The 23,205-nt window shown below is 43.1% G+C and carries 25 protein-coding genes; 16 read left to right on the forward strand and 9 right to left on the reverse strand.

The features are described 5' to 3' along the window. Nucleotide 1: 1 nt before the first annotated feature. Together ABDW16_RS16650 and ABDW16_RS16655 are read right to left on the reverse strand one after the other, a co-directional pair. Complete coding sequence (locus ABDW16_RS16650; protein ID WP_343671200.1) at nt 2–796, reverse strand: SDR family oxidoreductase; 795 nt, start codon at nt 794–796, stop codon at nt 2–4. Between the two features lie 86 nt (nt 797–882). Then, complete coding sequence (locus ABDW16_RS16655; RefSeq protein WP_343671201.1) at nt 883–1,461, reverse strand: TetR/AcrR family transcriptional regulator; 579 nt, start codon at nt 1,459–1,461, stop codon at nt 883–885. A 318-nt stretch (nt 1,462–1,779) separates the two neighbouring features. Between ABDW16_RS16655 and ABDW16_RS16660 the strand changes: the two genes are divergently transcribed. Then, on the forward strand, nt 1,780–2,019 hold the full coding sequence (locus tag ABDW16_RS16660; protein ID WP_343671202.1) for a hypothetical protein: 240 nt from the start codon (nt 1,780–1,782) through the stop codon (nt 2,017–2,019). Between the two features lie 601 nt (nt 2,020–2,620). On the opposite strand, the gene ABDW16_RS16665 is transcribed toward ABDW16_RS16660, so the two are convergent. Then, nucleotides 2,621–3,520, reverse strand: coding sequence for a LysR family transcriptional regulator (locus ABDW16_RS16665; protein WP_343671204.1), 900 nt, complete (start codon nt 3,518–3,520; stop codon nt 2,621–2,623). A 135-nt stretch (nt 3,521–3,655) separates the two neighbouring features. Here ABDW16_RS16665 and ABDW16_RS16670 point away from each other — a divergent pair, with 135 nt between their 5' ends. Genes ABDW16_RS16670 through ABDW16_RS16685 form a run of 4 tightly spaced genes read left to right on the forward strand, consistent with a single transcriptional unit; the run spans nt 3,656 to nt 7,914 of the window. Continuing rightward, nucleotides 3,656–4,639: an aldo/keto reductase gene (locus ABDW16_RS16670; protein ID WP_343671206.1), complete on the forward strand. Its 984-nt coding sequence runs from the start codon at nt 3,656–3,658 to the stop codon at nt 4,637–4,639. A 3-nt stretch (nt 4,640–4,642) separates the two neighbouring features. Further along, on the forward strand, nt 4,643–5,611 hold the full coding sequence (locus ABDW16_RS16675; RefSeq protein ID WP_343671207.1) for a cyclase family protein: 969 nt from the start codon (nt 4,643–4,645) through the stop codon (nt 5,609–5,611). Between the two features lie 36 nt (nt 5,612–5,647). Continuing rightward, entirely contained in the window at nt 5,648–6,778 is a 1,131-nt protein-coding gene (locus ABDW16_RS16680) for an alkene reductase (RefSeq protein WP_343671208.1), read from the forward strand. Nucleotides 6,779–6,801: 23 nt separating this feature from the next. After that, complete coding sequence (locus ABDW16_RS16685) at nt 6,802–7,914, forward strand: alkene reductase (RefSeq protein WP_343671210.1); 1,113 nt, start codon at nt 6,802–6,804, stop codon at nt 7,912–7,914. Nucleotides 7,915–8,031: 117 nt separating this feature from the next. Here the strand turns inward: ABDW16_RS16685 and ABDW16_RS16690 are convergent, their stop codons facing one another. After that, nucleotides 8,032–8,556, reverse strand: a complete 525-nt coding sequence (locus tag ABDW16_RS16690) for an SRPBCC family protein (RefSeq protein WP_343671211.1) — start codon at nt 8,554–8,556, stop codon at nt 8,032–8,034. Nucleotides 8,557–8,753: 197 nt separating this feature from the next. Beyond that, a complete protein-coding gene (locus ABDW16_RS16695; RefSeq protein WP_343671212.1) occupies nt 8,754–9,704 on the reverse strand; it encodes an AraC family transcriptional regulator in 951 nt (316 codons plus the stop codon). Between the two features lie 45 nt (nt 9,705–9,749). On the opposite strand from ABDW16_RS16695, the gene ABDW16_RS16700 reads away from it, so the two are divergent. The 4 genes from ABDW16_RS16700 (at nt 9,750) to ABDW16_RS16715 (ending at nt 13,857) form a co-directional block, all read left to right on the forward strand. Beyond that, nucleotides 9,750–10,718, forward strand: a complete 969-nt coding sequence (locus tag ABDW16_RS16700; protein ID WP_343671214.1) for an NADP-dependent oxidoreductase — start codon at nt 9,750–9,752, stop codon at nt 10,716–10,718. A gap of 15 nt (nt 10,719–10,733) precedes the next feature. Beyond that, nucleotides 10,734–11,930 (forward strand): MFS transporter, encoded by a 1,197-nt coding sequence (locus ABDW16_RS16705; RefSeq protein WP_343671215.1) that lies wholly within the window; start codon nt 10,734–10,736, stop codon nt 11,928–11,930. 106 nt (nt 11,931–12,036) lie between these two features. Next, nucleotides 12,037–12,873 (forward strand): SDR family NAD(P)-dependent oxidoreductase, encoded by an 837-nt coding sequence (locus tag ABDW16_RS16710; RefSeq protein ID WP_343671216.1) that lies wholly within the window; start codon nt 12,037–12,039, stop codon nt 12,871–12,873. Nucleotides 12,874–12,936: 63 nt separating this feature from the next. Then, the gene (locus tag ABDW16_RS16715; RefSeq protein ID WP_343671217.1) at nt 12,937–13,857 is read left to right on the forward strand and encodes a helix-turn-helix transcriptional regulator; all 921 of its coding nucleotides are present in this window, start codon (nt 12,937–12,939) and stop codon (nt 13,855–13,857) included. Between the two features lie 503 nt (nt 13,858–14,360). On the opposite strand, the gene ABDW16_RS16720 is transcribed toward ABDW16_RS16715, so the two are convergent. Continuing rightward, nucleotides 14,361–14,714 (reverse strand): helix-turn-helix domain-containing protein, encoded by a 354-nt coding sequence (locus ABDW16_RS16720; RefSeq protein WP_343671218.1) that lies wholly within the window; start codon nt 14,712–14,714, stop codon nt 14,361–14,363. A 106-nt stretch (nt 14,715–14,820) separates the two neighbouring features. Between ABDW16_RS16720 and ABDW16_RS16725 the strand changes: the two genes are divergently transcribed. The 4 genes from ABDW16_RS16725 to ABDW16_RS16740 all read left to right on the forward strand — a co-directional run bounded on the left by ABDW16_RS16725 (nt 14,821) and on the right by ABDW16_RS16740 (nt 18,854). Continuing rightward, nucleotides 14,821–15,591, forward strand: a complete 771-nt coding sequence (locus tag ABDW16_RS16725; protein ID WP_343671219.1) for an SDR family oxidoreductase — start codon at nt 14,821–14,823, stop codon at nt 15,589–15,591. Nucleotides 15,592–15,603: 12 nt separating this feature from the next. Then, on the forward strand, nt 15,604–16,362 hold the full coding sequence (locus ABDW16_RS16730; protein WP_343671220.1) for a glucose 1-dehydrogenase: 759 nt from the start codon (nt 15,604–15,606) through the stop codon (nt 16,360–16,362). A gap of 126 nt (nt 16,363–16,488) precedes the next feature. Beyond that, nucleotides 16,489–17,628 carry an epoxide hydrolase family protein gene (locus ABDW16_RS16735; RefSeq protein ID WP_343671221.1) on the forward strand — a complete coding sequence of 380 codons (1,140 nt, stop codon included), beginning with the start codon at nt 16,489–16,491 and terminating at the stop codon, nt 17,626–17,628. 29 nt (nt 17,629–17,657) lie between these two features. Continuing rightward, nucleotides 17,658–18,854: an MFS transporter gene (locus ABDW16_RS16740; protein WP_343671222.1), complete on the forward strand. Its 1,197-nt coding sequence runs from the start codon at nt 17,658–17,660 to the stop codon at nt 18,852–18,854. A 28-nt stretch (nt 18,855–18,882) separates the two neighbouring features. Here ABDW16_RS16740 and ABDW16_RS16745 read toward each other — a convergent pair whose 3' ends face one another. Continuing rightward, a complete protein-coding gene (locus tag ABDW16_RS16745) occupies nt 18,883–19,380 on the reverse strand; it encodes a lipocalin-like domain-containing protein (RefSeq protein ID WP_343671223.1) in 498 nt (165 codons plus the stop codon). Nucleotides 19,381–19,475: 95 nt separating this feature from the next. Here ABDW16_RS16745 and ABDW16_RS16750 point away from each other — a divergent pair, with 95 nt between their 5' ends. Further along, entirely contained in the window at nt 19,476–20,348 is an 873-nt protein-coding gene (locus tag ABDW16_RS16750) for an AraC family transcriptional regulator (protein ID WP_343671224.1), read from the forward strand. An 88-nt stretch (nt 20,349–20,436) separates the two neighbouring features. Here the strand turns inward: ABDW16_RS16750 and ABDW16_RS16755 are convergent, their stop codons facing one another. Continuing rightward, the gene (locus tag ABDW16_RS16755; protein WP_343671226.1) at nt 20,437–20,838 is read right to left on the reverse strand and encodes a helix-turn-helix domain-containing protein; all 402 of its coding nucleotides are present in this window, start codon (nt 20,836–20,838) and stop codon (nt 20,437–20,439) included. A 130-nt stretch (nt 20,839–20,968) separates the two neighbouring features. Between ABDW16_RS16755 and ABDW16_RS16760 the strand changes: the two genes are divergently transcribed. Both ABDW16_RS16760 and ABDW16_RS16765 read left to right on the forward strand, forming a co-directional pair. Continuing rightward, nucleotides 20,969–21,766: an SDR family oxidoreductase gene (locus tag ABDW16_RS16760; protein WP_343671228.1), complete on the forward strand. Its 798-nt coding sequence runs from the start codon at nt 20,969–20,971 to the stop codon at nt 21,764–21,766. An 11-nt stretch (nt 21,767–21,777) separates the two neighbouring features. Then, nucleotides 21,778–22,152 carry a DoxX family protein gene (locus ABDW16_RS16765; RefSeq protein ID WP_343671229.1) on the forward strand — a complete coding sequence of 125 codons (375 nt, stop codon included), beginning with the start codon at nt 21,778–21,780 and terminating at the stop codon, nt 22,150–22,152. Between the two features lie 114 nt (nt 22,153–22,266). Here ABDW16_RS16765 and ABDW16_RS16770 read toward each other — a convergent pair whose 3' ends face one another. Further along, nucleotides 22,267–23,157, reverse strand: coding sequence for an alpha/beta hydrolase (locus ABDW16_RS16770; RefSeq protein ID WP_343671231.1), 891 nt, complete (start codon nt 23,155–23,157; stop codon nt 22,267–22,269). Nucleotides 23,158–23,205 lie beyond the last annotated feature (48 nt).

Genomic DNA, 23,205 nt, shown 5'->3' on the forward strand with positions numbered 1-23,205 from the left:
GTTATACCACAGGCAGGGAACCGCCATCAATTGCATAAATTGTTCCGGTCAGGTAGGCTGCGGCCGGCGACACCAGGAAGTAAACCAGCGATGCTACTTCTTCCGGCTCCGCCATCCTTCCCATCGGTATGCCGCCCACCTGGGCAAGCAATTGCTGAAATCCTTCGTCCACTGAGATGCCTGCAGATGCAGCGTAGTCAGCAACGAATTTTTCCATCGGAGGTGTTTTCGTTGCACCCGGTGCTACAGTTAGCACGCGTATGCCTTTGGATGCTAACTCATTTGCAAGGGACTTGCTGTAGCTGTTCAAAGCAGCCTTGGAAACCGCATAAGCCATGTTCAAATTCCATAAAGGTTGCCTGGCAGCAACAGATGAAATGTGAATAATGACCCCGCTTTGCCGTTCAATCATTGTGGGCAGTAAAACCCTGTCTAAACGGATGGCAGAAAGAAGGTTCAATTGCAGTTCACTTTCCCAATGCCCGTCTGTCAGGGTGCTAAAGCCTCCAGAAGGAGCCTTAAGCCCACCTACATTGTTGATAAGGATGTCAATACTGCCAAATTTTTCGGAAATCTGTTCCGCCAGCCCGGTAGTATCCTCCGGTTTGGTCAAGTCTGCTGCAATAAAATGGTGCAGTAAGTCATCCTCATTTGGATGTGTTCTTGCCGTAACAATAACCTGTGCGCCTTGCTGTGCCAGTTTATCCGCAATGGCACGGCCTATCCCTTTTGTTCCCCCTGTTACAAGGGCGGTCTTACCGTTGAGGCTTGTGAATTGATTTGTTGAAATTTCCATGTTTGTTTTATTTTGAAGCAATTGTTTTAAAATAAGGGTGCGCTTCATATTCTGAAATGATCATTTCAGAATATGACAAAAAAATTTTATCCAGATATAAGTTTGATAAAATACTGCCCCATCTTTCTGATTTTGACAGGGTCTTTATGCAAGAGGTAGGCTTCATTCCAGCCGGTCCACGTACTGATAAAGTAATCAGCAAGCAGTTCAGGGTCTTCTTTCTTTGAAATTTTACCCTCCTCTATTGACTTTGAAATTAAAGAATGTAAGAACCGGTAAGCATAATCACTATCTGCTTTAAGGATGTCCTTTACCCTTTGATCATTGGTGGCCACCTCAAAAGCAGTCTTGATAGCCATACAGCTATTTTCTTTGCCGATGATGGATTCAACTGACTCGTTGATATACTCAACCAATACCTCAAAGGATGATTTATGGCTTTTGAGCCGCCTGTCCAAATCCCTTTTCCTTATATCCGTATAGTACTTAACACAGCGAATAAATAACTCATGCTTATCACCTATGGTATTATATAAACTACTGCTATTGATCTTCATGGCGTCGGTAAGGTCCCGGAGAGAAGCGCCGTTATAGCCCTTTTCCCAAAAAACGTTCATCGCTTTTTGGATAGCTTCTTCTTCATTAAATTCTACACTTCTTGCCATAATTGGGCAAATATAAAACTATTTCTGAAACAATCACTTCAAAATGATGGAATATTTAAACTTAACGATTTTTTGGGTATGGCTCATGCCGGCATTATCCTGTTCAAAATCAAATACACCTGCTTGTATTGCTCCATCAGCAGACGGTATTTCTATACTATTATCGCTAACCGTCATTTTGGATACAACCCAACTCAGTTTGGAAACTTCAATCTATATTTTTTAAACGAACTTTGGCGGTGACTTCTGAAGGAACAAATAATGAATCTGATCATTTTTCACATTGCTTTTTGAAGCAGTCTAATTGATTTTCTTTCTATGACAAACGAAAATGTACCATATAAAATTAACTCTATATCAGAGTTGCATCGTATGTTGAGATTACCCAATCCCAAACATTCGCTTATAAGCATGGTTGAAAACTCGCAAATGATCGCAGGTCATGCTTTACAAGGAAAGCCATTTTTGATGGGATTTTATGCAATTTCCTACAAAGCATCTATAGATGGCAAATGGGGTATGGGCAAGGATATTATGATTTTGATGAAGGCGGTATGATATTCACTGCTCCTCTTCAGATTATCGAAAGCCATAACAATACTAATTATACCGGTTACACGATGTTTATCCACGGTCGGAATGCCCAAAAAGTGGAGGAAAAAAGAAGAGAGCTTGGTATTGATCATTTGGAACATTTTGAGGGTCCTTATGATTTGTTGGTTGACGCCAATTTCTTCCAGCCCGGATTTCCTACAGGTGTTTATGTTTGAAGAACTCATCACGAATTGCAAGATGGTTTTTTGTCATAGTATGCCTGAAAGGGATGGGAACCACAATTATTTGCAAGCCTATTGCAAAGATCGTGGTATCTTTTTTATCCCGGGTAGTCAAATGTATTCCGGGCAGCTGGTAAAACAATACCAGTTATTGTTAGAAGGGTTTACCAGGAGAGACCGGACTCCGATTTCGGACGAAGATATCTTGATTCATTGGAAAGTTGGTAACAGGTAATCATATTGCCTTGGTATAAGCTGCCCTGGCTGACAATTGGGTTTGTTACACAAAAACATTATTGCATTGGTAACGGCTAGTGGAATTGCATTTTTGCATATGCGATAGGAAACCATTATACTAAGTTGTCAGGCCCCGGTACCTGAGCTTACTTCATACGCTGTTTAAAAATACTTTTAACCTGGTCAACCTCTTTGGCGTAAATCGTCTTTTTTCGGATGCCAAAGAAAAGCGTGTTTTCGATGATATTGTTTCCCTCCCAAAGCAGATGCAACTCACCTGAACGCATCTCCTCCCGGCACAGGAAATCGGGAATCACTGAAACCCCTTTTTCATTACGCAGACAACGGACAATGGAACTGATGTTGGGCACAATGTAGTTAGGTTTAAAATCAATATGATATTTGAAGTTTAGCTGCCAGAATCGCTTCATATGTTCCATGTCGGCAGCCGTGCTATACCACATTTGCTTCTTCAGCCATGTCGCGGCCTCTTTCAAATTTTTGTCTTTGATGGCTTTGCGGAAAGGTTTACTATCCAGCTTCGATCCGCAGACCAGTACGATCCGCTCTTTGGAGAAGGCTTCGTATTCCAGGTTCTTCTGGTCGCCCTTGTGCGGGGTAACGATCAGATCTAGCACACCCTTGTCCAGATCATGGATCATTTGCGGATAATCGCCAAATTTGATGATCAGGTTAAAGGGTAGCCTGGCAATATGTTCTTCCAGGGTATACTGAAATGTTTCAAAGCACATGCCCAGACTGATAGTAGAACGGTCGGCCTGGGAACTTCTGCCAAAAAGCTGTTCTACCGATTGTAGTTTATCCAAAGGTTCCAGGATAAAATTATACAGCGCCTTACCTCGTTCAGTGGGGACCATCCGCTTGGCGGAGCGGTCAAATAATTTGTAACCGGTAAAGTTTTCCAGCGAGTTCAGATGCAGGCTCACCCCCGGCTGGGAGATGAACAGGCTCTCCGCAGCACTAGTCAGTGTGCCTGTTTCGTAAATGGCCCTAAAGGTGCGTAACCACTCCAGATTAATGGTCATGTTCTATTATTTTAATAATGTAAAAGTATGCAATGTTCTATCATTTTAATAATAGAAAACTATAAGTTAGGTTATTTTGATAATACTAAAGATCGGCGGAGTTTTGCGTTATCAAAATCAAAAAACACTTTAGCTATGGAATATAGAAAATTAGGAAGTAGTGAATTATCTCTCTCGGCCATTACGTATGGCGCTTTTGCCATTGGCGGGACCATGTGGGGTGGCAATGAACGGAAGAACTCCATCGACGCTATCCATGCCTCTATCGAGAGTGGCGTGACAACCCTGGATACAGCGCCTTTCTATGGCTTTGGTCTCAGTGAAGAAATTATCGGGGAAGCCCTGCAGGGCCGTGACCGTACAAAGGTACAGATTCTCACCAAGTTTGGCCTGGTATGGGATGGTTCCAACAAAGGTAAAGGCGAACACTTCTTTGATTTGACTGATAACGGCAAGGAGGTTTCAGTATATAAATACGCCTCCAAAGCGAACGTGATCAAGGAGGTAGAAGAAAGCCTGGTGCGGCTCAGAACTGATTATATTGATCTGCTGCAAATACATTGGCCCGATGGATCTACCCCCATCGATGAAACCATGGAAGCGCTTGCAGCCCTGATCAGACAGGGTAAAATAAGAGCTGCCGGCGTGAGCAACTATAGTGTGTCTCAACTGGAAGAAGCTGCGAAAACGATCTCCATAGCCTCCAACCAGGTAGCCTACAGCATGCTCAATCGTGCTATCGAAAAAGACCTGGTGCCCTATACTACGGACCACAACATCGGCATTATCGCTTACAGCCCACTGGAGCGTGGACTGCTTTCCGGTAAATACTTCGCTGATGCAAAATTGAAGGCAGATGATCACCGCAACGGCTACTTTGGTCAATTCGATCCTGAGAAAGTAAAAGCCCTGATTGGGAAAATTCAACCGCTGGCACAAAGTAAAAATGCCACTGTGGCGCAATTAGTGCTTCGCTGGACATCCTTACAAAAAGGCATTACCGTAGTATTAGCCGGCGCCCGTAATGCAGAACAAGCTATCTCCAACGCGGGAGCAATGGACTTTACCCTTGCTGCTGACGAGTTGCAATTTATTAATACTCAACTTTCAAAATTATAATTTATGAAATCCAATCGCATTTCCAGGATAGCGGCGATTACGGGAGCTGTGTTGTTCGGTCTGTCTCCTGCCTTTGCCCAAAAAGCCAAAGATACCACCGCAAACTGGTACCCATCTGCCTATGGAGCAGGCGACGAGATTGGTGCGGTCAATTTACTCACTCCGGATGTAGTGTTGCAGGCTGCCCAACTGGTAAAAACGGGAAAGACCTACCCACTGGCGGTACCAGTAGATAAACACCTTCCTGCATTCCGTCACCGCAGTTTTAACCTCTATAATATCCAGCCGGGAGAACAGGCCGGCAAAACACTTGGTCCCAACAAGTTCAGCTTTAATGACGAACTGGTCAACGCATGGACCGGTGTAGGCACTCAGCTCAACGGCATTGGCCACATCGGTATAGACAATGTGTATTACAATGGGAACAAGGCTGCCAATTTTGTGACTGTGGAAGGCGTAAAAAAGCTCGGTATTGAAAAGGTGCCGCCGATCGTTACCCGGGGAGTATTATTAGATATGACTACCTATTATGGTAAAGACATTGTTCCGGGCGGCACCGAGATCACGGTGGCGGACATCAGGGCGGTACTGCAAAAACAGGGGTTGACCCTGCGCAAGGGCGACGTGGTGCTGTTTAATACCGGCTGGCTGGAACTTATAGGTAAAGACAACAAGCAGTTTTTGGAAGTAGAACCCGGCATTGGAATGGAAGCAGCCGAATGGCTGGCTGCACAAGGTATTGTAGCCTTTGGTGGCGACACCTGGGCTTCCGAGGTGTATCCCAATCCCGGCAGCAAAGACGAGTTTCCTGTTAACCAGTTCATGCTCGCCAAAAAAGGCATCTACAACCTGGAACTGATTGATAGCCGGGCACTGGTGCGTGATAAGGTCTGGGAGTTCCTCTTCGTACTGGGGCAACCCCTTTATGTAGGCTCTACCCAGGTAAATATCAACCCGGTAGCGATCCGGTAGACGAAACAAATTGACAAAATAGAAAACGAGAATATTATGCTTTTTGAATCATATCAACTTGGAAATTTTACACTGACCAACAGGATCGTTATGCCGCCCATGACAAGATCCCGGGCAGGGGCAGGCGAAGTGGCTACCCCGCTGATGGCAGAATATTATGCACAGCGTGCGTCTGCAGGTTTAATCATCTCCGAAGGCACGCAGATTAGCCGGCAGGGACAAGGATACGCCTGGACGCCGGGTATATACACCCATGCGCAGATTGAAGGATGGAAGAAAGTTACAAAAGCAGTGCATGAGAAAGGCGGGATCATATTTGCGCAACTCTGGCATGTAGGGCGGGTGTCTCATGTGTCACTTCAACAAGATGGCGCAGCCCCTGTTGCCCCGTCAGCGCTGCTTGCTGAAGGTGTAAAGGTTTTTCTGGACGAAGCCGGCAAAGGACCTGATGCAGGCGTGGGCAGTATGGTGCAGCATTCCATGCCCCGGGAACTCACGATCCCTGAAATTAAACAGATTGTTCAGGACTATGCCCAGGCAGCCCGCAATGCGATCGAAGCAGGCTTCGATGGCGTGGAGCTTCACGGTGCCAACGGTTATCTGATAGAGCAGTTCATCGATTCCCAGACGAATCTGAGAACCGACGAATATGGCGGCAGCATTCAAAACCGGCTGCGTTTTCTGGGAGAAGTAGTGCAGGCAGTAGCCGATGCCATTGGCGCAGACCGTGTTGGCGTACGTCAGGCCCCGCTAACCACCCTGATGGGTGCACAGGATGATACCCCGGAAATTACCTATATCGAAGCGGCAAAAGTGTTGGATAAAATCGGCATCGCCTATATCCATATCGCAGAAGCGGATTGGGACGATGCGCCGGTGATGCCGGTAGCATTCAAAGAGGCTTACAGGAAAGCTTTCCGCGGTACGCTGATCTATACCGGGAAGTATACCCGGAACCGGGCGCAGGAAGCCATTGAAAAAGGATGGGCAGACCTTGTGTCCTTCGGCAGGCCTTTTATCGCCAACCCGGACCTGCCTTACCGGTTAAAATACGACTTGCCTCTCAACGAAGCTAACCGGGCTACATTTTTTGGTGGCGGCGCTGCCGGTTACATAGACTATCCATTTGCGGACCGCTGCAATGGTTGTGAGACAAGAACGCTTTAAAAAGATAAAAACAAAAATTTCTTATGTTATTCGACGAGTTTAATAAAGGTTCTCTTTCCCTGATCAACAGGGTCGTGATGGCGCCTATGACAAGGGCCCGTAATCCTAACGGCATTCCAAATTCCATGAACGCGCAATACTATGGGCAGCGCAGTGGTGAAAACGGCGCAGGTTTGATCGTTACCGAAGGAATATCTATTTCTCCTACAGCTGCGGGTGTGTTGCACATTAACGGGCTATTCTCCAACGAACAGGTGGAGGGTTGGAAGCTGGTGACGAAGACGGTGCACGAGGCTGGCAGCAAGGTTTTTGCCCAGCTCTGGCACGTTGGCCGCGTATCTCACTTCACTAACCAGCCTAACGGCGCTGCACCGGTAGCTCCATCAGATATCCGGGCTTCCAACTCCTATGCCTGGGGGTATGATGACAATGGCAAGGAAAATTTCGTCATCTGCTCTAAGCCCCGGGCATTGAGCGCTTTTGAGATCAAAGACGTGGTGCGCGATTTTGCCATTGCTGCATCAAATGCTATCAAAGCTGGTTTTGACGGTGTAGAGCTGCATGGCGCAAATGGTTATTTAATAGAACAGTTCCTAAATCCGGCTGTCAATACCCGCAGTGACGAATACGGCGGCAGTATAGAAAACAGGTGCCGTTTCCTCTTAGAAGCGATCGATGCCTGCATCGCCGAAATTGGTGCAGCGAGGGTAGCTATCCGGCTTACGCCTTATGGTGGTCTGCATGAGTTGCCCCACTACCCGGAGATTGAGCAGACCTATCAATATCTTGCGACCGAACTTTCTCACCGTCAGATTGCTTATATCCATATCATGGACCAGAAATCCCGGGGCAGCTTCGCCTTGCCGGAAGGCTTTCTGTCCAGGTTGCGTTCCTGGTACGAAAGTGGTGTGATCATCCTTGCCGGTGGGTTGGATAAACAAAAAGCTGAAAACCTCTTAAAGGAAGGTTTGATTGACCTCGCGGCCTTTGGAGAGCCCTTTATTGCCAATCCGGACCTGGTTGTAAGGCTGAAAAATGATTGGCCGGTTACGCCTGCCGATCGCTCTTTACATTACGGCGGCGGAGCGCGTGGATATACTGACTATACTGCACTTACCGAAAAAGCTGTTGTATAATAATCAGTAGCGTCTTGCTCAGTTCCGTTCGTACGGTGGCGGAGGGATTGGCATTAATTCTTTAGCATGTGGTAGCGGCGTGTATGCCGCTGCCTTTTTCCCTTTCATAGGATAGCGTTATTGTTCTGCTTTTGCCTTTAGATTTTTCAACCATACCTGCAATGAGGTTTCCAGTCCTTTTTGGAATTTATTACGCATTACATACACCAGCCATCCTTCCATACTTTCTTCAACTTTGACGGTTGTATGGCCATTTTCTGCAACAAAGGTCCAATTGTGGATTGCAAATGCGCCAAGTGCCTTACCTGACCAGCCTATTTTCTGTCCGGGGATGGCCGTGTGAATCGTTGAGTGAATGGTTAGCCCTCCGCTTTTCCAATCGAAACTACTGCCTTTTTCAAACGGACCATTTAACTTAGGTTCTGTCACATCCTGCTGCCACTGCGCCCAATGATCAATATCACTCATGACCTGGTAAACCTTTTCAGGACTGGCATTGATGGTAATTTGCTGATAAGTTTTTACCGGCGCATTCAGGTTAATGGATGTTGAAACCTTGTAGGAGCTGAACAATTCCAGGCAGGCAGCCGTAATGCCGAGCAAACCGATAATGGCAACTATGCTGTAAATTAGCTTTTTCATTTCTTATACTTTTTAAGTGGGAGTGTGTAAATAATACTAGCAAGAGGTTCCATGATTGTTCCCCTTATTTTCTGATACAAATGTAGTCACACGTGTAGTGGGGAAATTGTACGAAAACGAAATGGGGCAACTATGAAATAGGTGTTTCCTGCTAATTTTAAGTGAAATGCAGACTGCTTGCCGCTTTATGCTGTTGCTTAGCCTCCTGTCGAAAACTTTTTCGGTTTCATCCCGATATGTTCTTCAAACACCCTTGTAAAATGACTGAGGTTGGAAAATCCCAGTTTATATCCCACTTCTGAAACGGAGAGCCGCTCATCTTTTAGCAGCCGTGCCGCTTCTTTCATCCTGTATTTTTGATAATGACCGAAAATACTATCACCAAAAATCTGCCTGAACAGTGTTCTTAGTTTAGTGGTGCTCATATTGGCTTCAATTGCTAAATCCTGAATAACAGGCGGCTCATTCAGGTTTGTGAGCATTCGTTCCCTGATATCATAAATAGATTGTACATCTTTACCCTTCAGGGGATACAGTTGTTTTTCCTCTCTTTCTTCCAGCTTCATCAACAACATGCAGATCAATTCCTCTGCTTTAATTTTTCTAAATACCCATTTAAAATTATCATCTATAGCTTCAGAGGTAATCTCGTCCAGTATTTTTTGAATACCTGGTGAGATCATCTGTTCAAATAATAACGGCTGGGCATTTTGGGATAAACTTTGCAGGACCGGTGATTTTTGGGAAAGCGCAAACAGTTCCTCTAAGTATTGCGAATTAACTTCAATATTAACAGAGGCAGTATTCTCCTGGATAGCAATCACTTCATCAGTATTAAACCGGCTGGTGGCTATCAGCACAGAGGGGCTTTGTTTTAAGAAGAGGTTTGAATGGACATTTTGAAATTTGAATAATATCGTTTTGCCAGGGGTATTGAATTCAGGATTCTCAATGATTGTTTCTTCGTTCAATTTATAATTAAGAATAAGCATCCGGATATTTTCGTTGAACACACAGCCTGCACAATAGCCGTTGCCATATAACGCAGGGATATCGACCCTTCCGTTTTTAACTTTTGTAGCCCACAATTTAGCCAGCCGGAAAAAAACAGGAGGTGTAGCATTACCGGTCACTTTTATTTTTGTCATTTACGACTATTTTTTAGCCAAAAGTAGCTATTTTATTCCTGATTAATGATCCAACTTTGCATCATCGAATCATTAAAGGAAATAGATATGAATGCAAACGTTCAAATGAAAGCCATCCGGTACAATACGTATGGAGCTCCTGAAGCTGTTCTTGAAATGGTCCACATTTCTAAACCTGAGCCGCTGGCCGGGCAGATACGAATAAAAGTCCGTGCTGCGGGTGTGAATCCCTCGGATTGGAAAAGAATGGAAGGACAATACAAGGATTTTGAGGAAGTCGTTTTTCCTTCAGGAATTGGTGTGGAAGCATCCGGAGTTGTGGATGCGGTTGGAGCAGGCGTAGCCAGTGTTTCCGTTGGCGACGCTGTTTTTGGCTATGGCAACGATACGATGGCAGAATATGCTATTTTATCACATTGGGTAAAAAAGCCTGAAGGCGTTCCTTTTGAAGTGGCGGGCGCTATTCCTGTTGCCTCAGAGACGGCCTGGCGCTGTTTAGATGATTTAAATGCCAATCCGGGCAGTACCATCCTGGTGAGTGGTGCAGCAGGCGGGATTGGTTCAGCGGTCGTGCAACTGGCACGTAGACGGGGGCTTCAGGTTATTGGAACTGCAGGTGCCGGTAACCAGGAATATTTACATGAATTGGGTGCTATACCTACGACTTATGGCGACGGACTGAAAGAGCGCGTAAAAAAGCTTGCGCCCAATGGCATCGCCGGTGCGCTGGATATAGCAGGTTCAGGAAATATCCCGGAACTGATCGACATAGTGGGCGATCCTTCCAAAGTGGTATCAGTTGCCGATTTCTCCGCAGTGGAATATGGGGCGCGTTTTTCAGCCGGGCCACCAAGACACATTCAACACGTGCTTTCTGAAGTGGCCAATCTGTATGCGAAAGGGCTATACCAGTTGCATATACAAGCGGTTTTCCCGCTGAAAGAAACTGCCCGGGCACAGGCTATCAGTTCGCAGAAAAAAATGAGGGGAAAGCTTGTGATTGTTGTTGACTAATCATTTATACTATTTATGAAATCAAAGCATATTTCCTTATTTATCCTGCTGGCGATTGTTCTGTTAAATTCCATAGGATATTCCATTGTGCTGCCACTGCTGCCATTCCTGGTAGGTAAATACCTGCCGGGGCAGCAGGTGGTAGTGGGCATGAGCACGCTGCTGTCTATATACGCTGCCTCTACCTTTTTTGCGGCCCCGGTACTTGGCGCATTGAGTGACCGGTTTGGCCGGAAAATCATTTTAATAGTCAGTTTACTGGGGTCGGCTGCGGGCTTTGTGTTGTTCGGCATCGGAGGGGCACTATGGGTCCTTTTTCTTGGCCGGCTCATTGACGGGCTTACCGCAGGAAACATCAGTGCCATCTTCTCTTACATCTCAGATACTACAGATGCTAAAGAACGTACCAAATGGTTTGGTTATATAGGATCTGCAATGGGGATTGGAAAAATCGGCGGACCGGCTTTAGGCGGGCTGTTAGGAAGTATCTCGATTGCACTGCCTTTTTATGTTACCGCTTTTCTGATATTCCTTTCTGCACTGTTGGTTTATTTTCTATTGCCCGAATCCCTCGCGTCACATAAAAGAACGCAACGCGTTGCGTTCAACAACTTCAATGTATTCTCGCATTTCAAAAGTACTTTTAGTCTTAAAGGCGTTGCCATACTGTTGGTTACAGGTGTTTTGTTCTATATCGGAATAGGTGTTTTTCAGTTCAATTTCACACTTTTTCTCAAAGATATATACTTATGGACACCTGGGCTGATAGGCAGTTTACTTACGCTGGTCGGCATTTGCGAAATTTTAGTACGTGCTGTGCTATTGCCACGTTTGCTGGAGCGCTTTACCCAGAAGCAGATCGGTATCTGGGGTTTGGTCATGCTTGGTACGGGGCTGGTATTGATACTATCCAGTGTTTATGTGCATACTGTCCTGTTGATTTCACTGGCAGTTATCCTTATCATTTCCGGAGAAGGTTTGTTTGAACCTACATACACCGGAAAACTATCCGAAGCTGTGAATGAAACACAGCAGGGAACATTGCAAGGCGTGAACCAAAGCCTGCAATCGCTCACTAATATTTTGGTGCCTATCGGTGGTGGCGCGATTTACTATTACAGTTCAGGATGGCTGTATGCGACTGCTGCCGCAACTATCTTTATCGCGGTTTGCATTTATGTTAAGTTTATACCGGTAAAGGTACTTGATTGATAAAGCATTGTTTTGGTTACAACAATCATTGATTTGACTAATTCCTCCTTTTATGTTCTTTCCAACTTTGCAGTGTAATCATTTAGTAAATTAAAACACAGAAAAAATGGACACGCAAAAAGTATGGTTTGTAACCGGGGCGTCAAAAGGATTAGGTTTATCTCTGGTAAAAAGATTATTGAACGAGGGCTACCGGGTAGCCGCTACTTCCCGCACTGTTGAAAGTCTGAAAAAAGAAGTAGGGGCATCGGCTAACTTTCTTCCGTTGGAAGTAAATGTAACAGACGAAAAAAGTGTAAAAAGTGCTGTTGCTAAAACATTGGAAACATTTGGCAATATTGACGTGGTAGTGAACAATGCAGGCTATGGACAGTGGGGTACTCTGGAAGAACTGAGCGACAAAGAAACCCGCCGGAATTTTGATGTAAATGTGTTTGGTGCGTTGAATGTAATTAGAAACGTTATGCCACACTTCCGCAGTAATAAATCGGGGCATATCATCAACATTGCTTCTATTGGAGGCTTCGTTGGAACATTTTCCGGCTTTGGAATTTATTTCGCCACAAAGTTTGCAATGGTTGGCTTTACAGAATCTTTGTCTGTAGAAACAAAAGAATTTGGAGTAAAGGCAACGATTGTATATCCCGGATATTTCCGCACTAATTTTTTAGGTGACGATTCACTTAGTCTTCCTCAAAACCCGATTGAAGATTACACATCGGCAAGAGGTTCTGAACAGTGGCACAAAACCGAAATGAACGGCAACCAGTTGGGCAATCCTGACAAAGCAGCCACTGCATTTATCCAGTTAGCCGAAAGCGAAAATCCACCATTGCATTTCTTTATGGGAAGCGATGCTTTTGGAATGGCTTACAGCAAAATTGAAGTTTTGCAAAATGAATTAGCAGCCAACGAAGCGTTGAGCAAATCGACAGACTTTTAATTTCAAACATAAAAGCGATAGAACTATAAATGTTTTATCGCTTTTTTATAATTTTGAAGAGGTATGGAAAGTAAAAAAGTTCATAGATTCAACACCATTGGCGAGATGCATAAAATGAGCGGATTGCCAAAACCTGAACACCCTTTGGTCAGTTTGGTGGATTATGGTTTGGTGGAATATCAAACTGATGAAAAGGAAATCAGTTGGATTCAGAATTTTTACTCAATCGGGTTAAAACGGCATATGCCGCCGGGTAAATTCCGCTACGGACAACAGCAGTATGATTTTGATGAAGGCTTATTATCGTTTATTGCACCCAAACAGCTGATGCAGATTGAGATAGATAAGTCCGAAGTAAAACCAACAGGTTTTCTTTTGCTTATTCACCCCGATTTTATCTGGAAAACATCTTTGGCAAAAAGTATTAAGCAATACGATTTTTTTGGCTACGCTGTAAACGAAGCTCTTTTTCTTTCAGAAAAAGAAGAAATCATTATTACAGATATTATGCACAGTATTCAACGGGAATACCGCTCTAACATTGATAAGTTCAGTCAAAATATCATCATTGCACAAATAGAATTGTTACTTAATTATTGCGAACGTTTTTATCAGCGACAATTCATTACAAGAAAGAAAAGCAGTCATCAAATACTTGAACGATTGGAAAATGTTCTCAACGAATATTTTGAAAATGATGATTTAATAAGCAAAGGTTTGCCTACTGCACAATACATTGCAGGCTTACTAAATTTATCGCCTAATTATTTGGGCAGTTTATTAAAAACACTAACGGGACAACATACGCAGCAGCATATTCACAATAAGTTAATTGAAAAAGCTAAAGAGAAATTATCCACGACTGATTTGTCTGTGAGTGAAATTGCTTATGAATTGGGGTTTGAACATCCGCAGTCGTTCAGTAAATTATTTAAGACGAAGACGAATCAAAGTCCTTTGGAATTTAGGTCGGGTTTTAATTGATAAAGAAAAAAACACATCACTACAACAAATACCAGTTCAGTTTTCAAAGAAGAAGAAATAATGAGAATGCCAGTAAAAAGCATAGTGGGCTAAACAGCCTGGTGTCCAATACGGCAAAAGGAGTTCCTTTTATTTTTTTAAAGAAACCAACGTACCGGAAGTCTCCGATGGATCGGATAAAGAATACAACGATCATTACAATTATTCCATATCGTGTCCATTTTTCTGGTAAAATTGAAGGAAGCCATCCTGTTTTCTCCCACAATAGAAAAGTGGCCAGCAGAAATCCAAGCATTACAACAATACATTCCTTCAACCCCGGGTTCAACACCTGATCGCCATTGTAATTGGTAGGAATGACGGCTTTACTGCCCCAATTGCCACCCACTCCCCAATACAGATGTATTCCTGCAAGAAACAGGAATATTATAGTTAACAGTATACTAATTATATTAAGCATAGTTGAATCTTCTGTCAGCAAAGGTAACTAAGCTCCGAAATTATTATCCGACAATTTTCTTTCGGTGTACAATTCCCCAATCTGTAAGATTGCTGATGATGGTTTGTAGTGTATTGCCATGTTCCGTCAGTTCATATTGAACCGTTATGGGTTGTGTATCTAAAATGGTTCGTTTTACCAACTGGTTTATTTCTAATTCCTTTAGTTCCTTGCTCAACATTCTGTTTGAAATTCCATTTACATCATTCAAAATGTCGGAAAAGCGCCTTTTACCATAACAGCAAATAGACGAAATAATTGCAATCTTCCATTTCCCATTCAGTGCGTCCATTGCATCCTGAACGGCTCTCATTCTTTTCTTTTGTTCCTGTTGAAACTCTGCTATTTTACACCCCATAATGTTACTTTGTTACACCTGTGTTACTGTTATTTTTCAGCACGAAGTTACTAAAAGTAACTTCGTCAATCTAACTTTGTTACTCAATCATTAAAAAAAAGAAATAATGAGTAAGTTAAAAGACAAAGTAACCGTGATTACCGGCGGCAATAGCGGTATCGGGTTTGGGATTGCTGAAGCATTTAAAAGCGAGGGCGCAGTCGGTGCAATTGCCGGAAGAAATGAGGCTACGTTGAACAGCGCTGTTGAAGCCCTGGGTGGTAATTTTATAGGTGTAAAAGGAGACGTAACAAATCCTGATGACCTGGAGCACCTGTATAGGACTACGGCCGATAAGTTTGGGAAGATAGACGCATTGGTGGTGAATGCAGGTGGCGTAGTGGACGGGATTCCGTTGATGGCCATAACCGATGTAACAGAAGAAGGTTACGACCGCTATATGGACCTGAATTTAAAAAGCGTCTATTTCACCGTAAAAAAATCGCTTCCTTATTTAAATGACGGCGCTTCTGTTATACTGATCGCGTCGAATGCTGCACATCGGGCTGCACCCGGAGCCACGATATATGCAGCTGCAAAAGCGGCCGTTATTTCATTGGGCAGAGGCTTATCGCTCGATTTATTGTCAAGAAGAATAAGGGTGAATACAATTTCGCCTGGCTCAATTGATACACCGGTTTTTGGAAAGATGGTACCGCAGGACCTGGTGGACCAGGTAAAGCAGGTATGGATAGATCTTACGCCGCTTGGCAGGCAGGGAACTCCGGCTGAGATCGGGAAAACGGCTGTGTTTTTAGCCTCCGACGATTCAACATTCATCGTAGGTGCCGATATCCTGGCGGACGGTGGTATGGCTAATGCTTTCTCAGTGAAATAAATTTTCAAAAAGATGAGTAAACTAAAAAATAAAGTAGCGATAGTAACGGGTGCTTCAAAAGGAATAGGTGCATCTATCGCAAAACATTTTGCCCGCGAAGGTGCGAAGGTTATTGTAAATTATGCTTCAGGCAAAGAAGCTGCAGATAAAGTAGTGAAAGCCATAACCGACAATGGTGGCACAGCCATGGCAGTGCAGGGCGATGTATCGAAAGAAGCTGATATAAACAGGCTGTTTGAAGAAGCAAAAAACGCTTTCGGTACATTGGATATTTTGGTAAACAATGCAGCCTACCAGGGATACACACCTATTGAACAGGTGTCAGCAGAATCGTTTCATCAGCATTTCAATGTAAATGTTTTGGGTGCTATACTTGCTATCCAATCATCTTTGAAACTGTTTAGCGATAAGGGTGGTAGTATCATCAATATCAGTTCGGGTGCAAGCAAAATGCCACTTCCAACAGCTTCGTTGTATTCTTCAACGAAAGCGGCATTAGATGCCATAACGATTTCTTTGTCGAAAGAATTGGGTGCAAAAAACATTCGTATCAACTCTATATTGCCGGGTGCTACGGAAACAGAAGGAGCCCGTAATGCGGGCGTTACTACCGGCAGTGAGTATGAAAAAATGTTTATTGCCAATACACCGCTTGGTCGTAGGGGCCAGCCTGAAGATATTGCGAAAGTTGCCGTGTTTCTTGCTTCCGATGATGCAGCCTGGATTACGGGAGAGCACATTTCCGTTTCGGGTGGTATGTACGGGTTTTAAGTCTGATCATAAACAAGAGGCCGTCTTGTAAGTAAATTGTGAAATGCCTCCAAAAGTGTCTAACTTTTGGGGGCATTTCCAAGACGACCTGTTACTAAACCTGAATAGCCGAATAAAATAAGAAAAATGATAACACCTTTTGTGATCAATACGTCTGAACAAATTATTGATGATTTAAAATCACGAATCAAAAATACCCGTTGGCCTGATGAAATAATTGATTCAGGATGGAACTATGGAGCCAATCTTTCCTACATGAGAGAACTGGCCGATTATTGGCTAAATATTTTTGACTGGCGGCAGGTTGAAAAGGAAATAAATGCCTATCCTAATTTCATAGCAGACATTGATGGTTACAAAATTCACTTTTTACACATAAAAGGGAAGGGGGGAAATTCAATTCCATTAATCATAACGCATGGATGGCCGGGTTCTTTTTTAGAAATAATGAAACTCATTCCGTTACTGACCAATGATGAGAATGTTTCGTTTGATTTGGTTATCCCTGGTGTAATTGGGTTTGGGTTTTCGGGCAAGGTTACTGAACCGGGCTGTAATAGTGCTGTTGTTGCCGGGTTGTGGAATAAATTAATGAATAAATTAGGTTATGAAAGATATGGTTGCCAGGGAGGAGACATTGGTTCGGGTATTAGCACATGGTTGGCATTAAAACACCCTGAAAGTGTAATAGGCTTACACCTTAACTATATCTCAGGGTCGTATAGACCATTTCTTAAAGATGGAGAACTATTAACAGAGGAAGTAAAAGAATTTCAAAAATTTGCAGGCAACTGGTCGGCTAAGGAAGGTGCTTATGCATACCAGCATAGTACGAAACCAATTACATTGGCCTATGGCTTAAATGATTCACCTATTGGTTTGTGTGCGTGGATAATAGAGAAGTTTAATAGCTGGAGCGACAATAAAGGTAATATCGAAAACGTATTTTCAAAAGATGAGTTACTTGCAAATGTTACCTTATACTGGATTACAGAAAGTATTCACTCTTCAATTCGAATCTATAATGAAAATAGCCAATACCCTTTGCATTTTAGCGAAGAAGATTACGTAAAAGTTCCTGTTGCCTTTGCTAAATTTCCTAAAGAATTGCCTACACCGCCCCGTTCTTATATCGAAAAGGGATTTAATATTCAGCGATGGACTGACATGAATGCCGGTGGACATTTTGCAGCAATGGAACAACCCAATTTATTAGCAAATGATATAAGGGATTTTTTTGGAGGTTTCATGAAACCGGGCCTGTGAACAAGGTTCCATCAGGCAAATATTAACTGATGAAATACTTAACACGCACGATATGGATATTGTCTTTTATCAGCCTGTTCACTGATACGGCCAGTGAAATGCTGTATCCCATCATGCCCATTTATTTAAGGAGCATCGGCTTCTCCGTATTGCTGATTGGCATATTGGAAGGTATTGCGGAAGCCACTGCCGGATTAAGTAAGGGCTACTTTGGCAAGCTATCCGATCATAAAGGCAAACGGGCCCCATTCGTGCAATTAGGATATGCGCTAAGCGCCATATCCAAACCCATGATGGCTTTATTTATCTACCCGCTTTGGATATTCCTGGCGCGGACAGTTGACCGGTTGGGCAAAGGCATCCGTACCGGGGCAAGGGATGCGTTGCTGTCGGATGAGGCCACTCCCGCTACCAAAGGCCGGGTTTTCGGATTTCACCGTTCAATGGATACGTTGGGGGCTGTTATTGGGCCTGGTATCGCATTGGTTTATCTATTCTTTTATCCTGGGCACTATCGAATATTGTTTCTTATCGCATTTATTCCGGGATTATTGGCGATTGGGTTGTCCTTCTATCTCAAAGAAAAAAATTGGAGGCAGAAAGAAAATAAAACGCCGGTTTCATTCTTTTCCTTCCTGCTTTACTGGAAACATAGTCCTGTTATTTACCGCAAGCTAGTAACGGGGTTATTGGTTTTTACATTATGCAACAGTTCTGACGTTTTTCTGTTGCTAAAAGTAAAGCAGGCGGGGCTGAATGATACAGCTACCATTGGGGTATATATTTTTTACAACATGATATATGCGTTGGCCTCTTTTCCACTGGGAATATTGGCAGACAGAACTGGGCTAAAAAGAATATTCATTGCCGGGTTGTTCCTGTTTACATTAGTGTATGCGGGAATGGCTTATACTGGCGGTATCTATTATTATGGATTTCTTTTTCTGTTGTATGGGGTATATGCCGCTGCAACAGAAGGGATTTCTAAGGCATGGATTAGCAATATCACTGATAAAGCGGATACTGCTACCGCTATAGGTACTTATACCGGTTTTCAGAGTATCTGTACTATGCTGGCAAGCACTGTTACAGGTTGGCTGTGGTTCCAGTATGGGGCGGCTAATGCTTTTTGGGTAACTGCCGTTATCGCGGGGCTTGTTATCGTTTATTTTAAACTAGCTATTCCGGCACCAGGATCTGATAAGGCACAATCAAATATTGGGTAGTCCTTTGTTTTAGTTACACCTCTTGGGCCTATTTTGTTCTAATACGTTTCCAGATAGAAACAGCAATTGTTCCGGCGGCGGTTTTCGCAGGCACTTCGTAATATAATTCATCCTCCTGCAATTTGAAATTTCGGATTTGAGATGTGTTGTCCCAATTAGGATAGGCGGCGTAATCAATTTTGAACTGTAATGTTTTATTCATGGTATCCATTGTAATATGCCCGATATGTGTGCTTATTCCCCCAAGCGCAGCTTTATATTCTGCAGGAGTACCCCGTTTTTTATCTCCTGAAACAAATTTTGGCCGGTCCGGCCGAAAAATTTGTAATGAGTATTGTCCACTTGCATCAATCATTAGTACACCTTTTGCATTCTTGCCGTAGGTGCTGTCTGTAGTGCGGGTTCCATCCGGGAGTATTACCTGGGCTTCTTTTAGCAACCAGGTTCCGGCAAGCGGGAACATGGTTTGTGCTATTGATGAATATACTGATCCCAATATTAAAATAAGAGTGATTACTGTTTTCATGTTGTTCTTTTTTAATAATTAATCAACGTAAAATTATACATCTTCAATCTGCCTCTATTTGTACAATTTTGCGTTTATTTTGTATTTTCATACCCATGAAGGGAGCTACCATACATCAACCATGGGAAATAGAGTGGAGAGAAATGTTACGCTTTAGCAAACCGGCAAGGCGGAACAATTTTTTCGAATTGATCTATATAATAGATGGAACAGGCATTCAAACCGTAAATAAAAACCGCTTCAATTATCGCAAGGGGAATTTGTTTTTACTAACTCCACAGGATGTGTATTCGTTTAGCATTGATGCACCTACCACCTTCTTTTTTCTTCGATTTGACGAGTTATATGTGAAGAACAATATTCATAAAGACAAAGAAGCTGTGAGGCAGGTAAAATATATTTTACAAAATGCAAGTCACCGGCCGGGCTGTATTTTAAAAAACAAGGTGGACAAGCCATTAATAGCATCACTTATAAGCAGTATCCTGAACGAACAGACTAATCAGCAGTTATATTACCATCGAATATCAGAGCAAATCATTAATACGATTATTACTATCGTTGCCAGGAATATTGCATTAAAGCTACCTAAGAATATAAATGAAGCTACCGGCGAGCTTATCCTGGACATGTTGAATTACATTCAACAAAATATTTTTGAACCCAGGCATTTAAAGGCAGTAAAACTGAGCCGGCATTTTAATATTTCCCTCAACTATTTGGGCCGGTATTTTAAGAAGCAAACGGGTGAAACCTTACAGCATTATATCACCAACTACAAAATGAGGTTGGTAGAAGTAAGGTTGCTGCGAAGTGATATGAGGATTAATGAAATTGCTTACGAATTTAACTTTACAGATGAAAGTCATCTGAACAGGGCATTTAAGAAATACAAAGGAATGAACCCTTCCAAATTCAGAAAAATAAATACTGTGGAATTGAATAGTGAAGGGAAACCGATAGGATAGTCACTTATTACGGTAACGTTGTGCCCGATTGGAGGGAAGTGGAAATTTCCTCTTTAATGATAATTATTACCCTTTTTCGCATTCCCCGTCAGGATTGAATTTGCAACCCCTTACCTAAATGCTTTTGATAGCGTTTCCGTGATTCTTTAATTGCAGGCATACTGGCATTGGCCCAGTGGTAAAGATGCATGAGGGGAGGAACCAGGCTTTCGCCAAGCGGCGTTAGCGCATACTCAACTTTAGGCGGAATCTGCGGATACATTTTTCTTGAAACCAATCCATCCGCTTCTAACGTCTTGAGTGTTACGGTTAGCATTCTTTGCGAAATAGTGTCTATCAGTTGATGTAATTCATTAAACCGGAGGGTACCATGATCGCTTAACATGATCACCGTTAGCATTGACCATTTATCACCTACCCGGTAAAGAACATCCTTTATCGGACAATCTTCCCGGTTCTCCTCACATTTTTTTAAATTTTCTTTTTTCATATCCTTTTGGTTATCAGTAATAGTTACACTGATGTAAGTGACTGATTTACAAATGCCTTCTTGTCTTGCATTTAGTTGCCTGCTACTTTTGACTTACGAAAAGTAAGTTGATTAGTAAAAGTAACAAATTATGGACTTAAAATTAAAAGGTAAAAGAGCGCTCGTAACCGGATCGAGCTCGGGCATCGGCGAAGCAATTGTATGTTTACTGGCTAAAGAAGGTGCATCAGTGATCGTACATGGCAGGAACGAAAAGCGCAGCGCAGCAATTGCTGAGAGCATCCGGAAAAACGGTGGATCCGCTGAATATGTTATCGGCGACCTGTCTACAGATGAAGGCGCTGATAGGGTAGCTGCAGCTGCACTGGCTGGTGGTCAGATCGACATTTTAGTGAATAATACAGGCGTTTATAATCCGCAGCCCTGGATGAATGCAACAGTGCAGAATTGGAATGATACTTACAACAGCAATGTACTGTCCTACGTGCGAATGATCCATAACCTGCTGCCACAAATGAAAGTATTAGGTTGGGGACGCATTATCCAGATTGGCTCATCGGCGGCTATACAGCCGATGAATATACAGCCTGACTATAGCGCATCAACAGCTGCCCGGCATAACCTGACGGTTTCTCTGGCCCGGGAACTTAAAGGGACTGGCATCACTTCCAATACTGTCTCGCCTGGTGCCATGCTGGTGGAAACGACTAAAAACATGCTGCTGGGCATGGCTGAAAAATATGGATGGGGACGAGATTGGGCAGAAATTGAGAAGATGGCGGTGGCACAATTTACGTCAAATGATATCGGACGCTTAGGACGTCCGGAAGAAGTTGCAAGTGCTGTGGCTTACCTGGCGAGTCCGCTGGCAGATTACATCAGTGGCACTGTGGTGCGTGTGGATGGAGGTTTGGTACAATCGATATAAATTTTAGTGAGATGAGTTCAAAGACAAAGCATAACATCGGCCTGGTGCTGACAGGCATTATCGTATTGATGCTGGTGGCATCTGCAACAGATAAAATACGTAGTAGTGAACATGCACTTGAAATGAGCAGATCCTTTGGGATTACGGCAGGAGTTTATCAGCTACTTGGCATTATCGAGCTGCTGTCAGTGCTGCTATTTGCTATCCCCAGAACGGGGGTTTTAGGAACTTTACTTTTAGCTTCCTACCTTGGAGGTGCAATGGCAACACATTTGCAACACCAACAAAGCATTTTATTTCCCATGGGAATTGAAGTATTAGTCTGGATTACAGCCACTGTCAGATTCCCTGAACTGGGTACCCGTTTATTTCGTTCGGTTTTGTGAGATGTATCTTCTATAAATTCGTTGAAATTTACAAGAGCCTTCAGACCCTCGGGTTTGAAGGCTCTTTTTAGTTCGAAGCATGGAGAAGTTTTGATTCCTCGCCGCAATTACAAGTCATTTCAAAATATTCATCAATTTATTGAATACGTCTTTAGCCTCAGGCATATTTAGAAAAATCCAAGCATGATACATCTGCTTGTATTCATAATATTTAATGGCTATCTTTTTTTCATTTGCCAGTGCTACCAGCTTTCTTGCATCGGGCAATACCACTTCGTGTGTTCCTGCAAATAAATGAATGGGGGCTAATCCTTCCAGAACGCCATTTATTGGGCTTATCATGTAATTAGAAATATTGGTGTCTGCCGCATAAATTGAAATGGCTTTACGGAATCCCTTTGTATCAATGTAGGGATCATACTTGTCAATTACAGGAATTTCGGGGTTCTGCAACGTGGCATCCAGAAAAGGAGATAATAAAATGATTTGAGAGGGTTGGGCAAGCTGATTGTTCCGGGCATATTGTGCAAGTGAAAAAGCAATCCCCCCACCAGCAGAGAACCCCATCAATACTACATTTTCTCTGCCTACTCGCCCCAGCAGTTCTGCATATGCAGGTACTACCATGTCAAATACATCTTTGTAATTGCTTTTAGGTACCAGCGGGTAGTCGGGTACCACAATTCCCCAACCAGAGTGTTGCACAATCCTGTTTAGAAAAAACCAGTCGTATTTTGTAATATTGGCGACAAAACCGCCTCCATGCAGGAAAAATATATAACGTTGCGGTGTGCTATTCTTTTTCTTTAGTTCCCAGATTGTTCTCCCTGTGGGTGATTTTCGGTATAGGACCTCACACTGACTTTTTACTTTGTCCGGTATGCCGGCAGCTTGATGGAATTTACTGAAATCTCCATTCCTGAATTCCTTTTCGATTTTTGATTTTATACCCATTACGCGGATGAGTACCCGGTAAATTTTGCTTTTGAAACTTGGTCTTTCCATATATTAATAGTTAGTAAAAAGTAAAAGCAAATTTAAATGCAGTAGGAA

It is taken from the genome of Chitinophaga sp., assembly GCF_039596135.1.
Taxonomy (GTDB): domain Bacteria; phylum Bacteroidota; class Bacteroidia; order Chitinophagales; family Chitinophagaceae; genus Chitinophaga.

Excerpts from the sequence above, each read along its gene's own strand:
- ABDW16_RS16650 (WP_343671200.1), bottom strand. The coding sequence starts at position 796 with ATGGAAATTTCAACAAATCAATTCACAAGCCTCAACGGTAAGACCGCC.
- ABDW16_RS16655 (WP_343671201.1), bottom strand. The coding sequence starts at position 1,461 with ATGGCAAGAAGTGTAGAATTTAATGAAGAAGAAGCTATCCAAAAAGCG.
- ABDW16_RS16660 (WP_343671202.1), top strand. The coding sequence starts at position 1,780 with ATGACAAACGAAAATGTACCATATAAAATTAACTCTATATCAGAGTTG.
- ABDW16_RS16665 (WP_343671204.1), bottom strand. The coding sequence starts at position 3,520 with ATGACCATTAATCTGGAGTGGTTACGCACCTTTAGGGCCATTTACGAA.
- ABDW16_RS16670 (WP_343671206.1), top strand. The coding sequence starts at position 3,656 with ATGGAATATAGAAAATTAGGAAGTAGTGAATTATCTCTCTCGGCCATT.
- ABDW16_RS16675 (WP_343671207.1), top strand. The coding sequence starts at position 4,643 with ATGAAATCCAATCGCATTTCCAGGATAGCGGCGATTACGGGAGCTGTG.
- ABDW16_RS16680 (WP_343671208.1), top strand. The coding sequence starts at position 5,648 with ATGCTTTTTGAATCATATCAACTTGGAAATTTTACACTGACCAACAGG.
- ABDW16_RS16685 (WP_343671210.1), top strand. The coding sequence starts at position 6,802 with ATGTTATTCGACGAGTTTAATAAAGGTTCTCTTTCCCTGATCAACAGG.
- ABDW16_RS16690 (WP_343671211.1), bottom strand. The coding sequence starts at position 8,556 with ATGAAAAAGCTAATTTACAGCATAGTTGCCATTATCGGTTTGCTCGGC.
- ABDW16_RS16695 (WP_343671212.1), bottom strand. The coding sequence starts at position 9,704 with ATGACAAAAATAAAAGTGACCGGTAATGCTACACCTCCTGTTTTTTTC.
- ABDW16_RS16700 (WP_343671214.1), top strand. The coding sequence starts at position 9,750 with ATGATCCAACTTTGCATCATCGAATCATTAAAGGAAATAGATATGAAT.
- ABDW16_RS16705 (WP_343671215.1), top strand. The coding sequence starts at position 10,734 with ATGAAATCAAAGCATATTTCCTTATTTATCCTGCTGGCGATTGTTCTG.
- ABDW16_RS16710 (WP_343671216.1), top strand. The coding sequence starts at position 12,037 with ATGGACACGCAAAAAGTATGGTTTGTAACCGGGGCGTCAAAAGGATTA.
- ABDW16_RS16715 (WP_343671217.1), top strand. The coding sequence starts at position 12,937 with ATGGAAAGTAAAAAAGTTCATAGATTCAACACCATTGGCGAGATGCAT.
- ABDW16_RS16720 (WP_343671218.1), bottom strand. The coding sequence starts at position 14,714 with ATGGGGTGTAAAATAGCAGAGTTTCAACAGGAACAAAAGAAAAGAATG.
- ABDW16_RS16725 (WP_343671219.1), top strand. The coding sequence starts at position 14,821 with ATGAGTAAGTTAAAAGACAAAGTAACCGTGATTACCGGCGGCAATAGC.
- ABDW16_RS16730 (WP_343671220.1), top strand. The coding sequence starts at position 15,604 with ATGAGTAAACTAAAAAATAAAGTAGCGATAGTAACGGGTGCTTCAAAA.
- ABDW16_RS16735 (WP_343671221.1), top strand. The coding sequence starts at position 16,489 with ATGATAACACCTTTTGTGATCAATACGTCTGAACAAATTATTGATGAT.
- ABDW16_RS16740 (WP_343671222.1), top strand. The coding sequence starts at position 17,658 with ATGAAATACTTAACACGCACGATATGGATATTGTCTTTTATCAGCCTG.
- ABDW16_RS16745 (WP_343671223.1), bottom strand. The coding sequence starts at position 19,380 with ATGAAAACAGTAATCACTCTTATTTTAATATTGGGATCAGTATATTCA.
- ABDW16_RS16750 (WP_343671224.1), top strand. The coding sequence starts at position 19,476 with ATGAAGGGAGCTACCATACATCAACCATGGGAAATAGAGTGGAGAGAA.
- ABDW16_RS16755 (WP_343671226.1), bottom strand. The coding sequence starts at position 20,838 with ATGAAAAAAGAAAATTTAAAAAAATGTGAGGAGAACCGGGAAGATTGT.
- ABDW16_RS16760 (WP_343671228.1), top strand. The coding sequence starts at position 20,969 with ATGGACTTAAAATTAAAAGGTAAAAGAGCGCTCGTAACCGGATCGAGC.
- ABDW16_RS16765 (WP_343671229.1), top strand. The coding sequence starts at position 21,778 with ATGAGTTCAAAGACAAAGCATAACATCGGCCTGGTGCTGACAGGCATT.
- ABDW16_RS16770 (WP_343671231.1), bottom strand. The coding sequence starts at position 23,157 with ATGGAAAGACCAAGTTTCAAAAGCAAAATTTACCGGGTACTCATCCGC.